General features: G+C 72.9%; 15 protein-coding genes. 3 read left to right on the top strand and 12 right to left on the bottom strand.

Going from position 1 to position 14,190, the window contains the following annotated elements:
- Positions 1-9 precede the first annotated feature (9 nt).
- Positions 10-966: a Rossmann-like and DUF2520 domain-containing protein gene (locus E0H26_RS05985; RefSeq protein ID WP_131301764.1), complete on the bottom strand. Its 957-nt coding sequence runs from the start codon at positions 964-966 to the stop codon at positions 10-12.
- A 139-nt stretch (positions 967-1,105) separates the two neighbouring features.
- On the opposite strand from E0H26_RS05985, the gene E0H26_RS05980 reads away from it, so the two are divergent.
- Entirely contained in the window at positions 1,106-2,329 is a 1,224-nt protein-coding gene (locus tag E0H26_RS05980) for an SAM-dependent methyltransferase (protein WP_131301761.1), read from the top strand.
- Between the two features lie 44 nt (positions 2,330-2,373).
- A complete protein-coding gene (locus tag E0H26_RS05975; RefSeq protein WP_206024901.1) occupies positions 2,374-3,555 on the top strand; it encodes an NADH-quinone oxidoreductase subunit D in 1,182 nt (393 codons plus the stop codon).
- A gap of 48 nt (positions 3,556-3,603) precedes the next feature.
- Here the strand turns inward: E0H26_RS05975 and E0H26_RS05970 are convergent, their stop codons facing one another.
- The 4 genes from E0H26_RS05970 to E0H26_RS05955 form a co-directional block, all read right to left on the bottom strand.
- Positions 3,604-5,400: a hypothetical protein gene (locus E0H26_RS05970; RefSeq protein WP_131301755.1), complete on the bottom strand. Its 1,797-nt coding sequence runs from the start codon at positions 5,398-5,400 to the stop codon at positions 3,604-3,606.
- Positions 5,401-5,558: 158 nt separating this feature from the next.
- Positions 5,559-6,560, bottom strand: coding sequence for a glycine betaine ABC transporter substrate-binding protein (locus E0H26_RS05965; RefSeq protein WP_131301752.1), 1,002 nt, complete (start codon positions 6,558-6,560; stop codon positions 5,559-5,561).
- 202 nt (positions 6,561-6,762) lie between these two features.
- On the bottom strand, positions 6,763-7,485 hold the full coding sequence (locus E0H26_RS05960; protein ID WP_131301747.1) for an ABC transporter permease: 723 nt from the start codon (positions 7,483-7,485) through the stop codon (positions 6,763-6,765).
- 37 nt (positions 7,486-7,522) lie between these two features.
- Positions 7,523-8,209, bottom strand: coding sequence for an ABC transporter permease (locus tag E0H26_RS05955; protein WP_131301744.1), 687 nt, complete (start codon positions 8,207-8,209; stop codon positions 7,523-7,525).
- A gap of 2 nt (positions 8,210-8,211) precedes the next feature.
- On the opposite strand from E0H26_RS05955, the gene E0H26_RS05950 reads away from it, so the two are divergent.
- Positions 8,212-9,207 carry an ABC transporter ATP-binding protein gene (locus tag E0H26_RS05950; protein ID WP_131301741.1) on the top strand — a complete coding sequence of 332 codons (996 nt, stop codon included), beginning with the start codon at positions 8,212-8,214 and terminating at the stop codon, positions 9,205-9,207.
- Between the two features lie 46 nt (positions 9,208-9,253).
- On the opposite strand, the gene E0H26_RS05945 is transcribed toward E0H26_RS05950, so the two are convergent.
- The 7 genes from E0H26_RS05945 to folP form a co-directional block, all read right to left on the bottom strand.
- Positions 9,254-9,745, bottom strand: a complete 492-nt coding sequence (locus tag E0H26_RS05945) for a hypothetical protein (RefSeq protein WP_131301738.1) — start codon at positions 9,743-9,745, stop codon at positions 9,254-9,256.
- 107 nt (positions 9,746-9,852) lie between these two features.
- Positions 9,853-10,155: a hypothetical protein gene (locus E0H26_RS05940; RefSeq protein WP_131301735.1), complete on the bottom strand. Its 303-nt coding sequence runs from the start codon at positions 10,153-10,155 to the stop codon at positions 9,853-9,855.
- A 68-nt stretch (positions 10,156-10,223) separates the two neighbouring features.
- Complete coding sequence (locus tag E0H26_RS05935) at positions 10,224-11,441, bottom strand: ABC transporter permease (protein WP_131301731.1); 1,218 nt, start codon at positions 11,439-11,441, stop codon at positions 10,224-10,226.
- Positions 11,442-11,573: 132 nt separating this feature from the next.
- Positions 11,574-12,059, bottom strand: a complete 486-nt coding sequence (locus E0H26_RS05930; RefSeq protein ID WP_420812798.1) for a DUF3180 domain-containing protein — start codon at positions 12,057-12,059, stop codon at positions 11,574-11,576.
- Positions 12,060-12,162: 103 nt separating this feature from the next.
- Complete coding sequence (folK, locus tag E0H26_RS05925) at positions 12,163-12,690, bottom strand: 2-amino-4-hydroxy-6-hydroxymethyldihydropteridine diphosphokinase (protein WP_131301725.1); 528 nt, start codon at positions 12,688-12,690, stop codon at positions 12,163-12,165.
- Positions 12,687-13,052, bottom strand: a complete 366-nt coding sequence (gene folB / locus E0H26_RS05920) for a dihydroneopterin aldolase (protein ID WP_131301722.1) — start codon at positions 13,050-13,052, stop codon at positions 12,687-12,689. Before folB ends, folK begins: the two co-directional genes overlap by 4 nt.
- Complete coding sequence (gene folP / locus E0H26_RS05915; RefSeq protein ID WP_240742029.1) at positions 13,049-13,960, bottom strand: dihydropteroate synthase; 912 nt, start codon at positions 13,958-13,960, stop codon at positions 13,049-13,051. The genes folB and folP overlap by 4 nt, the downstream gene beginning before the upstream one ends.
- Between the last annotated feature and the right edge of the window lie 230 nt (positions 13,961-14,190).

Below are 14,190 nucleotides of genomic sequence, written 5' to 3'. Positions count from 1 at the left end.
CCATCCCGCTCACGCTGCCACCTTGGTGGGATCCCGATCGAGAACGCCGAGCAGCGGCTCCGCGTCGGCCCCGCGCAGCCGGCCGGCGGCCACCGCCCGGTCGGCGGTACGCCGGGCCAGCGCCAGGTACGCGCCGACCGACTCGGGTGCGGTGGCCGCCAGCCGCGCCAGGTGCCGGGCGACCGTGCCCGCGTCGCCCCGGACCACCGGCCCGGTCAGCGCGTCGTCACCGAGATGCAGGGCGTTCTCCAGCGCGGCCCGCAGCAGTGGGGCGAGCACCTTCTCGGGCTGCGCCACACCGGCGTCGCGCAGCCGATCGGCCGCCTCGTTGACCAGCGTCACCAGGTGGTTCGCGCCGTGCGCCAGCGCCGCGTGGTACAGCGGCCGGTCGAACTCCCCGATCCACTCGGGTACGCCGCCGAGGTCCGCCACCAGCCGGGCGGCCAGCGGGCGCAGCTCGGCCGACGCGGTCACCCCGTACGAGATGCCGGGCAGGCGGCCGAGGTCGTCGGGCGTACCGGTGAAGGTCATCGCCGGGTGCAACGCCAACGGGCGGGCGCCGGTCGCGGCGGCCGGGGCCAGCACCTCCAGACCGTGCGCCCCGGACGTGTGCGCGACCACCTGGCCGGCCCGCAGCGCGCCGTCGGCGGCGAGTCCGGCGACCACCCCGGCCAGCGCATCGTCCGGTACGGAGATCAGCAGCAGGTCGGTGGCCGCCCGGGCGACCTCGACCGGCCGGCGACGGGCGACGGTGGGAAGCAGCAGCGCCAGGCGGGCCCGCGAGGCACCGGAGCTACCGGTGGTGGCGACCACCCGGTGACCGGCGGCGGCGAGCGCGGCGCCCAGCGTGGCGCCGACCCGTCCGGCGCCGATGACGCCGACGGTCAACCCGGCAGGGGTGGCGACGGACGGCCCAGTCGCCGGCCGCCGACGGGCGGCCGGGTGCGGGCGCAGCGGTGCGCTCATGTCACGATCCAGTCCTCGAGATGGGTACCGGTCGAGGCAAGTATGCGTCGCGGACACGGATCCGAAACAAGGGTGTGTGAAATCGTTCACCGCCCCCGGATCGGCACGGCGGCGAGGTCGGGAAGCGAGGATCGAGCTGATGACATTGCCCTGGCGAAAGGCGATGGAGCAGGCGCTCTACGGGACCGACGGATTCTTCGTGTCCGGTGCCGGGCCAGCGGCGCACTTCCGCACCAGCGTGCACGCCTCCCCGGCCTTCGCCGCCGCCCTCGTCCGGCTGATCCACCACCTCGATGGTGTCCTCGGTTTTCCCGGTGACTTTCATGTGGTCGACGTGGGAGCAGGGCGGGGTGAGCTGCTTCGCTCGTTGTCCGCTGGGGTCGGGGTGGAGGTTGCCCGGGAGCCCACCGCAGCGGCGGCCCCGGTCCCGCTCGCCGGGCGGATCCGGTTCACCGCCGTCGAACTCGCCCCACGCCCCGCCGAGCTGCCCGAACAGATCAGCTGGACGAACGAGATACCCGCCGGCATCACCGGCCTGCTCCTGGCCACCGAATGGCTCGACAACGTCCCCCTCGACCTCGCCACCCACGCCCAGGGCGGCTGGCACTACCTCCGCGTCGACCCCACCACCGGCGAGGAGACCACAGGTGCACCGGTCAGCCAAGCAGACGCCGACTGGCTGTCCACCTGGTGGCCAACCCCGACGGACACCCACCCGACGGACCCCCCGGAAGCCCCACCAGACACCAAAAGCCCGACCGGGTCGGGTTTCCGGGCAGCCCGACCGGCGCAGGGATCAAGCCTGACCGCCCGGAGCCGGTCGGGCTGCCCGGAAACCCCCACGGACCGCACCTCCACGGACCGCACCCCCACGGACCGCTCGTGGCGACCCGGAAACCTGGCCGAGATCGGGCGCGCCAGGGACGAGGCGTGGGCGGAGGCGGTGGGCCACGTCGACCGGGGACTGGCGTTGGCGGTGGACTACGGGCATCTGCGGGCGGGACGGCCGGTCGACGGGACGTTGACCGGGTACCGGGGCGGGCGGCAGGTGCCGCCGGTGCCGGACGGATCGTGTGACGTCACCGCGCACGTGGCGATGGACTCGGTCGCCTCCGCCGGTGAGCGGGTCGCCCGGTGTGCGTACCTCCTGGGATCGCAGCGGGACGGGCTGCGAGCGCTCGGGGCCGACGGTGGGCGACCACCGTTGAGCCTGGCCGCCAGTGACCCGGCCGGGTACGTGCGGGCGCTGGCCGCGGCGTCGGCGGCGGCCGAACTGACCGATCCGGCCGGGCTCGGCGGGCACTGGTGGCTGTGGCAGCCGGTCGGCCTGCCCGCCGACCGGCTGCCGCCGGCCCGGTCCTGACCGGTCGACGGGCTGCGCCGTCTTTACCGGCCGGCCATGGCACGATGGCGGGCATGACCACGGGCGACCTGCGCGAGCTGACCGTCGGCACCGGCGCCGGGCTGGTGGCGGGCACCGGCGGGGAGCAACTCGGCACGGACATGGTGCTCAACATCGGACCGCAGCACCCGTCCACGCACGGCGTGCTGCGGCTGAAGCTGGTCCTGGACGGCGAACGGGTGATCGCCGCGGAGCCGATCGTCGGGTACATGCACCGGGGCGCGGAGAAGCTGTTCGAGGTACGCGACTACCGGCAGATCATCGTGCTGGCCAACCGGCACGACTGGCTCTCGGCGTTCGCCAACGAGCTGGGCGTGGTGCTGGCCGTGGAACGGCTGATGGGCATGGAGGTGCCGGAGCGGGCGACCTGGCTCCGGATGGCCCTGGCCGAGCTGAACCGGGTACTCAACCACCTGATGTTCCTCGGGTCGTACCCGCTGGAGATCGGCGCGATCACCCCGATGTTCTACGCCTTCCGCGAGCGGGAGACGCTCCAGGCCGTGATGGAGGAGGTCTCCGGCGGGCGGATCCACTACATGTTCAACCGGGTCGGCGGGTTGAAGGAGGAGGTCCCGTCCGGCTGGACCGGCCGGGCCCGGGCGGCCATCGGTGAGGTGCGCCGCCGGATGCCCGACCTGGACAACCTGATCCGGCGCAACGAGATCTTCCTGGCCCGTACGGTCGGCGTGGGCGTGCTCTCCGCCGCCGACGCCGCCGCGTTCGGCGCCTCCGGGCCGGTCGCCCGGGCTTCCGGGCTGGACCTGGACCTGCGCCGCGACGAGCCGTACCTGGCCTACGACCAGCTCGACGTGCCGGTGGTCACCCACACCGCCGGTGACTGCCACGCGCGTTTCGAGGTGCTGCTCGACCAGGTGTACGCCTCACTCGACCTGGCCGAGCAGTGCCTGGACCGGGTGGACCGGCTGACCGGGCCGATCAACACCCGGTTGCCGAAGGTGCTCAAGGCGCCCGAGGGACACACCTACGCCTGGACGGAGAACCCGCTCGGCATCAACGGCTACTACCTGGTGTCCCGGGGTGAGAAGACGCCGTGGCGGCTCAAGCTGCGCACCGCGTCGTACGCGAACGTGCAGGCGTTGGCCACCCTGCTGCCCGGCTGTCTGGTGCCGGATCTGATCGCCATCCTCGGCTCGATGTTCTTCGTGGTCGGCGACATCGACAAGTGAGCCGGTCGACGTGACGCCCGGCGGCTGATCGTGCCGGGCCGGGTCCGATCAGCGCCAGCGGTTGTTGGGGTCCTGGGCCGGCGGACCATAGCCGGTGTCCTCGGCCCGGTGCCGTCGGCCGTAGGGCTCCGGCTCCGGCTGGTATTCCCGAGCTGGCTCCGGCTGGTATCCCCGGGCCGCTTCAGGCTGGTATCCGCGAGCCGGCTCGGGCTGGTATCCCCCGGCGGCTTCGGGCTGGTACCCGCGGGCCGCTTCGGGCTGGTACCCCCGGGCCGGCTCGGGCTGGTATCCCCCGGCGGCTTCGGGCTGGTATCCGCGAGCTGCTTCGGGTTGGTGTCCGCGAGCCGGCTCGGGCTGGTGTCCGCGCTGTCGCGGTGGCCGCCATTCCTCCGGCACCGGCACGCCACCGGCGGGCAGTGCGGCCCGGCCCTCCGGCTCGCCCCAGCCGTCCCGTCGCCCCTCGTCACCGTCGGCGGCGCGGCGCGGCTCGTCGCGACGCACGCTGGCCCAGCGGTCCTCCATCCGGTACTCGGTGCCGGTGTGGTCCGCGTGTACCTCGGCGCGGCGTTCACCCACCCGGAACTCGCGTCCCCGGTCGTCGTCGCGGACGGCGGCCCAGCGGTCTCCGGCGCGCAACTGCGCCCAGTACTCGCCCGTGTCGTCCGGACGCTGCGGCCGGCCGGCCGGTGCCGCCTCGGCGGGAGCCTCCCACTGCTGTCCGCCGTCGTCCCAACCTCGCTCGTCGCGCGGTGCCCCCCAGCCGCGATCATCACGCTGCCCGGCGCGATCGTCGCGGTACGCAGGGCGGTCGTCACGGTAACCCGAGCGGTCGTCGCCAGCACCGGAGTGGTCGTCGCGGTACGCGGACCGGTCGTCACGGGGCGCGGACCGCTCGTCACGGTGTCCGGACCACTGGCGTTCCGCCCGCGGTTCCGACCAGGCGGCCTCCTCCTCGCGAGCCGGTCCGGACCAGGCCCGCTCGTCGTCGCGGCGCCCGCGATCGTCCGCGTCGGGCCACTGTCGGTCGTCACGGTCCGCGCCGGGTCCGCCCCGTGGTCGTTCCTCCTGCTGCGCCGACCATGGCGCCGCGTAGCCGCCGTAGCGGCTTCCGGACTCACCGACCCCACCGTCCACTATGGTGTGCCGGGTGGTGACGTGCACGGTTTCGGTGTGGCGGACCACACCGAGCGGACGGGCACCCTCGTGGTCGGGGCGGGCGGCCGCGCCGTAGACCCCGGCGGAGCCGGTCGCCGGACGGTCGCCGGCATACCCCGCCGGCGGGCGCTCGGCGTACCCGGCACCCGCCTGTTCCTCGTCGTACCGGCCGGCCGGGCCGGCGCCGTGGTTCGCCCCCTGGGCCGAGCCGTAGACCCCGCTCGGGCTGGCGGGCCGTTCCCCCGCCTGGGCCGGCGCCTCGGGTTCCGCTGCCGCCACCCGGGCCCGACCGCCGCCAGCCGGCTCTCCGCCAGTCACCGGGGCGCCTGCCGCCTCCACCCGACGGCGCAGGCCGGCCAGCGCCTGCTGGACCCGTTGGGCCTCGTCCAGGGCCTGATTGCCGCGCTGCGCGGCGGCCACGATCTCGCCACGCAATTCGCGCCGCAGTTCGTCGAGTTCCTCGCGCAGTTCCTCCGCGTTCTCCTGGCGACCACTGTCGGTACGCAGCGCGATGGAAAGCCCGATCAACACCACGGCCAGGATGGCCAGTACCGCGGCGAACCGCAGTGGACCGTTGCCGTCGGCGACCAGCAATATCAGCGCCGCGACCGGGGCCAACGCCACCCCGCCCCAGAAAAGGGCGGTGAGTAGCTGCTTGTTGCGCGGGTCCGCGGGCACCGGGGCGGGCATGGGTCCGCAGCCTACCGAGAGTTGCGTTACCTGGGAACGGCTCGGTGGCAGCTGTCGCCCCGGAAGTTCGGGGGCCTTCCCCCGGGCCGGGCTGGGAGCAGCAACGACCCGGCGCCCCCGGCCAGTTCAGCCGAGGGCGCCGGACGGTACGCGGTGACTCAGGCCGTCGCGTAGGCCGCGTCGGTGGAGAAGACCAGGCCGACACTGATGGTGCCGTTGCGCAGCCCGGTCTTGGTCAGCGGACCACCCTGGTCCAACGAGGAGAACGAGCCGACCGAGAGCCCGTAGGTCTGTTCCAGGCCCGCCTTGCAGAACGGGCGCTCCTGGCACTCCGGCGGGCCGCCGAGCACCGTGGCGGTACCCGAGCACTTCGCGGCCAACTCGGACAGCGTCCGTACGCCGTACTTGTCGGCGAACTCCTTGGTCACCGCGAAGGCGTTCTGGTTCTGGGCAGCCGCCGGCTGACCGAAGCTGATCCCCACCTGCTCGCCGAGGCCGCGCAGGGCGATGACGGTCTTCTCCACGTCGGGCGAGGAGACGGGATCGCTGCCACCGCCGGTCTTGCCCTTGAGGAACTCGGCCATCGTCGCCGCGTACTCCGGGACGACCTGGATCTCACCCTTCTCCAGCGCCGGCTCGTACAGCTCGCGGTTGCCGATCTGCTGAACGGTGACCTGGTAACCGGCGGCGGTCAGTTGGATCTTGTAAAGCTCGGCGATGATCTCGCTCTCGGTGAAGTTCCCCGCACCCACCGTGATCCGCCCGCCGGGGCCCTTCTCGACGCCGTCGGCGAGCCCGTTGGCGGAGCTGAACTCCTGTGCCGCCGCCTGCGCGCTCTTGCGGTCCACGTCGACCGCCTTGTTGAGCTGCACCAGCTTCGGGGTGTCGAGCACCGCCGAGACCTTGTCGAGCGCCGCGACGACCTGCGGCGTGGCGACCTTGGTGTTGATCGCGGGGATGATGTTGTCAGCGTTCTGTAGGGCCTTGTCGTCCGCGAGCGCGATCAGCTGCTCGCCGGCCACCGGAGCACAGCCCTCGCCCGAGGCGGCCTGCTGTGGCGCCTCCGTGCCGGACGAACCGGCCTCGCCACACCCGGCCAGCACACCTGCCGCGGCGACGGCGCCGACAACCGCGATGGACAGTCTTCTACCTGCGCGCATAAGCCCGCCTTCCGTGTCCCGGCGCGACCCGATCGGGCCGGCCGCGTGTCCGACGGGCGATCCGCCTTTCGGCCGCCCGCTGATCCACCCAACATCGTGCCGACCACCACCGACAACTTCTGTGAGGTGTTCGTCATCGGAACGTCACCATCCATCCACACCGAGCCGGCCGCCGGGTCGCGGCAGCAGTCGGGGGATCGGGTCAGGAACCGGTCACCGCGTCCGCGGCACGGCGCGCGGCGCGACGCCGGGCGCGGCGCAGCGGACGCGGGGTGACCAGCCGCTCGACGAACCCGAGCAGTAGTTCCACGCCGACCGCGAGCCCGGCGACCAGCAGGCCGCCGGCGAGGATCTGGCCGCCGCCCACCGCGATACTCAGGCCGAACCCGAGCCGGATGATCTCGCCCAGCCCGCCGCCGTTGACGAAGGTCGCCAGGGCCGCCGTGGCAACCACCTGGACCGCGGCGGTCCGGAACCCGGCGGCCAGGTAGGGAATCGCCAGCGGCAACTCGACCTGGCGCAGCACCTGCGTCCCGGTCATGCCCATTCCCCGGGCCGCCTCCCGGGTCTGCGGGTCGACCTGCCGGACCCCGGTGTACGCGTTGGCCAGCAGCGGCGGCACCGCGAAGACCGCCAGGGCGACGACCACGGCCGGCCGGCCGAAGCCGAGGAAGGTCAGCGGAAGGATGGTCAGCAGGGCCAGCGTGGGCACCGCCAGGGTGAGGTTGGAGATCAGCACGACCAGCCCGCCACCCCGCCCGGCGTGGCCCAGCCACAGCCCGAGCGGCCAGGCCACCAGGCAGCCCAGCAGCACCGCGGCGGCCGAGATGCTGACATGCTCGCCGAGCCGGTCCAGGATGCCGCCCGGGTTCGTCCAGTTCAGCGGATCGTTGAGCCAGACCACTGCCTGCTGTACGGGGTTCATCGACGCCTCCGGTCGGTCACGCCACCCGCCCGGCCCCTCATCCGACCCGCCCGCGCAGCCACGGGGTCAACAGTCGGCCGACGCCGACCAGGAGCAGATCCAGCACGAGTGCCAGCAGGACGCAGAGCAGTGTCCCGGTCATGATCTGCGCCTTGTAGAAGTTGTTGTTGAAGCCCGCGAAAATGATCTGCCCGAGCCCGCCGCGCCCGATCACCACACCGACGGTGATCAGCGCGACCGTGGAGACCGTGGCCAGCCGCAGCCCGGTGAGGATGCCGGGCAGGGCGAGCGGCAGTTCGACCCGCAGCAGCCGGCCCCACCGGCCGTACCCCATGCCCTCGGCCGCCTCCCGCACCTCCGCCGGCACCTGGTTGAGCCCGGCGACGGTGTTGCGGACGATCACCAGCAGCGCGTACAGCACCACCACGCTGAGCACCGTCGCGACGCCGATGCCCAGATAGGGCGCGATGAACGCGAACAGGGCCAGGGAGGGGACGGTGTAGAGCACTCCGGTGAGTGCGAGAATCGGCCCGGTGAGCGGTCGGAACCAGTACGCCACCACGGCCAGCGGGACGGCGATCAGCGTGGCGATCAGCACCGCCCGTAGGGTGAGGGTGGTGTGGTCCCGCAGGGCGGCCAGCACCGTGTCAGAGTTGTCCCGCACGTACTGCCAGGTGAACCACGGGTTACCCGGGTCGGCCCGGTAGCTCAGGCGGAAGGACATACGTGGACGGTACCCCGGCCGCCGACGACGGTCAGCGCGCGGCGTCGATCACCCTCGACGGCATCGGTAAGCGTTATCCGGACGGCACCGAGGCGGTCCGCGATCTCAGCCTGCACGTCGACGCGGGCGAACTCGTCGTCCTGATCGGCCCGTCGGGCTGCGGCAAGTCGACGGTGCTGCGGATGGTCAACCGGCTGATCGAACCGACCAGCGGCCGGATCATGCTCGGCGACTCCGACGTCACCCGGGCCGATCCGGTGCGCCTGCGCCGGCAGATCGGCTACGTGATCCAGAACGTCGGGCTGTTCCCCCACCAGACGGTGGCGGCCAACGTGGCCACCGTGCCCCGGCTACTGGGCTGGGCCAAGGATCGCGCCCGACGGCGCGTCGACGAACTGCTGGACCTGGTCGGGCTGAACCCGGCGCAGTTCGGGCGGCGCTATCCCCACGAACTATCCGGCGGTCAGCGGCAGCGGGTCGGCGTGGCCCGGGCGCTCGCCGCCGACCCGGTGGTCCTGCTGATGGACGAGCCGTTCTCCGCCGTCGACCCGATCGTGCGGACCCGGCTACAGGAGGAGTTCCTACGGTTGCAGGCCGAGGTACGCAAGACCATCGTCCTGGTCACCCACGACCTGGACGAGGCCGTCCGGCTCGGCGACCGGATCGCGGTGCTCTCCGAGGGCGGCCACCTGGAGCAGTACGCCACCCCGGCGGCTCTGCTCGGTGCCCCCGCCACGCCGTTCGTCCGCGAGTTCGTCGGTGCCGACCGGGGCATCCGCCGGCTGGTGGTCACCCCGGTCACCCGGGAGGTACTCGAACCGCTGCCCAGCGATGGCGTAGCGGCACTGCCGACGGTGCCGTTGGGCGGCTCGGCGTACGACGCGCTGGCCGTGCTGCTCACCTCGGCCGGCGGGCAGGCCGTGGTCACCGAGCAGGGCCGGCCGGTCGGCGTGCTCAGCCGGGAACGCGTGCTGGCACTCGCCGAACCGACCGGCTAGAAAACGGGCCGGCCACGGAAACCGGGTTCCCGGGCCGGCCTCGGCGTCAGCGGCGGCCCCGGTAGCCACCCAGCGTGGCGATTCCGACGATCCAGCCGGTGAACAGCCCGTACTCCGCACCGTCGCCGGCGGCCTGGAGTGCACCGAGCAGCGAGGGATTGGTCCGGATCAGCGCGGTGAGCAGGGCGGCCAGGGCTCCCGCGAAGACGTACGCCGCCCAGCCGGCGAAGAGCTGGCTGAGGGTGCCCCGGGCGCGGGCCAACTGGGAGCCGGGCAGCAGGTAGAGGAAGACGAAGGTCAGGACGACCACGAGGATCGCCTTCAGGTCGGCCGCGAAGATCTCCTGGATCGAGTCGGAAGAGTCGAACCGCCAGGCGGGCCAGGCGAGCAGTCTGAGGAACCAGCCGCCGGCGCTGTCGGGATCGGTGTTGTTCCTGGCCCAGTCGGCGTACCAGGGGCTGCCGAAGATCAGGACGAGGAGGAGCGCGGCGAGCGTGCCGGCGCCCGGTGCGGACTTGTATCGATTGGTGAGAGCCATGGCCCGCTAGTTCCCAGCGGATCGACATGGGCAAACGCGGGGCGCGTTTTATGGTGGTATGCCGGGCCGGGCCCACCACCGAGCACGGGCACCGCCGGAGACTGCGGTCAGTGCTTCATCAGGTAGTCGATGAAGGCGGCGCGCAGCAACGGGGCCGACTCCTCGTAACCGTGACCGGTCATCTCCCGCCACAGGGCCACCGCCTCGTCGACCGTCGGCCCCACCGAGTTCGGGGCACCGTCGAGCGCGGCGGCCTCGTCGGCGTTCGGCAGGTGCCGGAGCACCGACCAGAAGAACCTCACGTCCCGGCGCTCCCGAGCCAGGTCGAACGCCCGCTCACGCAGCTCCTCGGTGGAAAGGGCGTCCAACTCCTCGAACGACCGGCCGGAGCTCGATGATGTGTCGGTCATGCTGCCGAGCCTAACCGCCGAGATCACATTCGGCTCGCCGACGGCCCGCTGGAACCATCGGCGCCCGCTCACCGGTCGTCGGCCTGCCACACCGGCGCGTTGGTCTCCCACCGGCGCGGGCCCCACGGATCGGCGGGGCTGCCGGTCGGCTGAGTCGGCAGGACGGGCGGCCAGTCACCGACCGGCGCCGGTTGGGGCATCGCCCAGCCCGCGCCAGGCTGCGGCCCGACCGGTGGTGGCGACACCGGGCGGGCCGGAGGCTCCGCCGCCGGGCGGCCGTACCTCTCGACCAGCCGGGTCACCACCAGCCCGCCGGCCAGCGCGACCCCACCGACCGTCCACCGGCTGACGGTCCAGCCGCGCGCCTGCGCGTACGTGAGGAACAGGCCGATCGCGCCGACCGTCAGCAGGGTGCCGAACACACCACCGCGCAGTCCGAAGGCGCTGGTGCCGGCCAGCAGCGCCGCGCCGACGGCCAGCAGCGTCCAGTCCAGCCCGGTGGCCGGCGCCACCGACCCGTCGGCCGAAGCGACGAGCATGCCCGCGAGCATCGCCAGCACGGTGGAGCAGACGTACCCACCGGTGGTGACAGCGGCGGCCGCCACCCCGCGCCGCCGCGCCGGGTCCGCGACCGGACGGAACCGGCCGACCAGCCGGCGGATCGGCCCGATCGCGCCGAACAGCCCACCGATCACCGCGATCGCGGCGAAGCCGACGAAAAGCTGCCCCGCGATGCCGCGCGGATTGTAGTCGCCCTGGACGAGCACCGGTGCGGCACGCTGCTCGATGTAGACGATCACGCCGGCCGCCGCGCCCAGGCTCGCCGCCCAGCCGGGGACGTGCAACAGCACGACCACAAGTCCGAGCAACAGGCCACCGATCGCGGCCACCGCGGCGGGCGTGCCCACGGCGACGAGCAGGCCCCGGTCGGACTGCTCGGCGAAGTGCAGCCCGGCCGCGACCGCGACCGGCCCGATCGCGAGGTTCACCGCGGCGGTACGCAGACTCAGTCCGGCGGCCAACGCCAGCAGGCCGAGGGCGACCACGGCGACGATGAGGACGCGCAGCCCGCTGCCGCGCAGCGTGGCCGGATCCTCCCGCCAGAGCAGGTAGACCAGGGCACCGAACCCGAACAGCAGGAGCGTCTCCCAGAGCACGTGGACCCCGAACCGGTCACGGCCCGGCTCAGCGTTCTGGAGGTCCTCGGTGACGGGCTCCGCGCCGACGGCGGGGGCGGCCAGGGTCGGCTCCGACTGCCCGCCCCGGCCTGGTTCGTCGTACGCCATGATCCCTGCCTTCCAGCGGCCGCCCGGACTGCTTCGACGAGAGGGCGTATTGGTGTTCGCCGCTTGCCCTGCGGTCGCAGGCACCGTACCCGCGAGCGCAGCCGGGCGTAACCCCCCGCCGGTCAGGCAGGGCTAGGGGCGACCCGGGCGAGATTCCCAGTCGTCGGGCTCGCGCTCGTCCTCCGGCCGCTCCGGAACCCGGCACGATCGTTCCAACCAGAGCGCTGCCGCCACCAGGGCGACCGAGGCCACCAGGCCGGCGACGCCGGCCGGCCGGTCATCGGCTGCGGCCCGCGTCGGCTGGACGAACAACCAGCCGGCCAGCCCCGCGTAGAAGCCGGCGAAGATCGCCCCGACCAGAGCGGAGGCCTTGGCGAGCACGACGAACCGGGCGACCACCAGCGGGTTGACCGGATCCCGGCCCGGCCGCCGCTCGATCCGGCCCCGGGTGTTGATCGCGGCGTACGCCTCCAGCACGGCGAGCCCGGCCAGGGTGACCACCGGCAGCCACGGCAGCGGCGGCAGCCGGTTGTAGTAGAGACTGCTGATCAGCAGCCAGGCGACCGCGGCAGCGGCCAGGGCGGTCACCACCAGGGTCGAGATGCGGGTGGGGCCCATCCGCGAACCGTCGGGCGGTGGGGACTGCGTCATGTCGGCCACCTGCGCGGTATGCCGTGATGAGGCGCCACGGCACCGCGTCGATCATTCGCTCGCCGCTCGCTCATGCCGTCGACTCTAACGCCAGATCCGGGCGGGGACGCACTTCCGCGACCTCGGCTGCCGCCGGCCCGGCGGTCAGCAGATCGGTCAACCAGCCATGTCCGGGCAGTTGGCCGTAGGGTTGGATGTCGATCCACGGCCGCAACACGAAGGCGCGCAGATGCGCCCGGGGGTGCGGCAGCGTCAGCTCCGGGTCGTCACTGAGCACCGGCTCGTCGTCGTCGGTCCAGATCGAGATCACGTCGACGTCGAGCGTGCGAGGGCCGAACCGGCGTCGCGGGTCGCGGACCCGGCCGGCGGCCTGTTCCGCCTCCCGGGCCCGGGTCAACCAGTCGTACGGGCCGGCATCCGGGTCCGCCACCAGCAGCACGGCGTTCAGGTACGCCGGCTGTTCGGTGTCGCCCCACGGCGGGGTCTCGTACACCCCGGACGTCACCAGCACCTGATCACCGAAGACCGCCAGGGCGGTACGCAGGTGAGCGATCCGGTCCCCGAGGTTGCTCCCGAGGGCGAGTACGGCGCGGGTCATCGGACCTGGCTCCGGCGCATGGTGACGGCCACGTCGGTGAAGGTGTGCGGGACCGGAGCCTCGGGTTTGTGCACGGTGACCGTCGCGGCGCAGACCCGGGGGTCGGCCAGGCAGACGGTGATCAGCCGGTCGGCGAGGGTCTCGATCAGATTGACCGGCTCGTCGGTGATCACCGCGACCAGCCGCTCGGCCAGCTCGCCGTAGTGCACGGTGTCGGTCACCTCGTCGGAACGGGCGGCCTGGGCGAGATCCAACTCCAGCACCGCGTCGACGACGAAGTCCTGCCCCTGGACGCGTTCGAAGTCGTACACCCCGTGCCGGCCGCGCGCCCGCAGGCCGGTCAGCGCGATCCGGTCGGTCATCGCCGTACCCCTTGATGGTCGCCGGCGTGCGCCGGGTCCGGCCCGGCGGGCGACGGGTCGTCGGGCGTCCGGGCCAACCGGGGCCGGCCGGTCGCCTGCCAGACGGTGAGGGCGTCCACAGTGGCCCGGACGTCGTGCACGCGTACCCCCCAGGCCCCGGCGGCGACGGCGAGCAGGCTGGTGGCGACGGTGGCCGACTCGCGGTCGTCGGTGGGTCGCGGCACGCCGTCGGATCCGGCCAGCAGCAGACCGAGGTACGACTTGCGGCTCGCCCCGAACAGCAACGGATAGCCGAGGTCCAGCAGCTCGGCGAGGCGGGCGCTGAGTTGCCAGTTGTCCGCGGCCGTCTTGGCGAACCCGAGGCCGGGGTCGATGACGATGCGATCGGCGGCCACCCCGGCGGCGAGGGCTGCCGCCACCCGCTGGCCGAGTTCGGCGCGTACGTCGGCGACCACGTCGCCGTACCGGGCCAGCTCGTTCATCCGGCGGGAGTGACCCCGCCAGTGCATCAGCACCCACGGACAGCCGGCGTCGCGGACGACCCGGGCCATGTCGGGGTCGGCCAGCCCGCCGGAGACGTCGTTCACCACGACCGCACCGGCCGCGAGGGCCGCCTCGGCGACCCGGGCCCGGGTGGTGTCGATGCTGACCGGTACGCCGGCGCCGGCCAGTTCGCGGATGACCGGCACCACTCGGGCCGCCTCGGTCCGGGCGTCGACCCGGTCGGCACCGGGCCGGGTCGACTCGCCACCGACATCAACCAACCCCGCACCCTCGTCACGCAGCCGGACTCCATGTGCGACAGCGGCTCCGACGTCGGCGTAGCGTCCGCCGTCGGAGAACGAATCGGGCGTGACGTTCAGGACGCCCATCACCACCGGGGCCGGGGCCCGTACCAGATCGGTCACGACTAGACGGTACCGGTCGTCACGGCCGCCGCGATCAGCCCGGGTCCCGGCCCTGACATGGGAATTGAAACATGTGTACGATCGGTCGTCCGGGTCGGATCGGGCAGACTCTTCGCGGCTTGTCGCAAAGGGGGGCGGGCCGTACGCTGTGGAATTGCCCAGCATCGAGATGGCGACGCTTGGAGGGGAGGGCCGAAGCGGGGTAATCCGCCCAAAAATCGCCACCTTCC

Source organism: Micromonospora zingiberis (assembly GCF_004331455.1).
Classification (GTDB): domain Bacteria; phylum Actinomycetota; class Actinomycetes; order Mycobacteriales; family Micromonosporaceae; genus Micromonospora; species Micromonospora zingiberis.
Note: the sequence above shows the minus strand (reverse complement) of the source record. Positions and strands in the feature narration are given on the sequence as shown.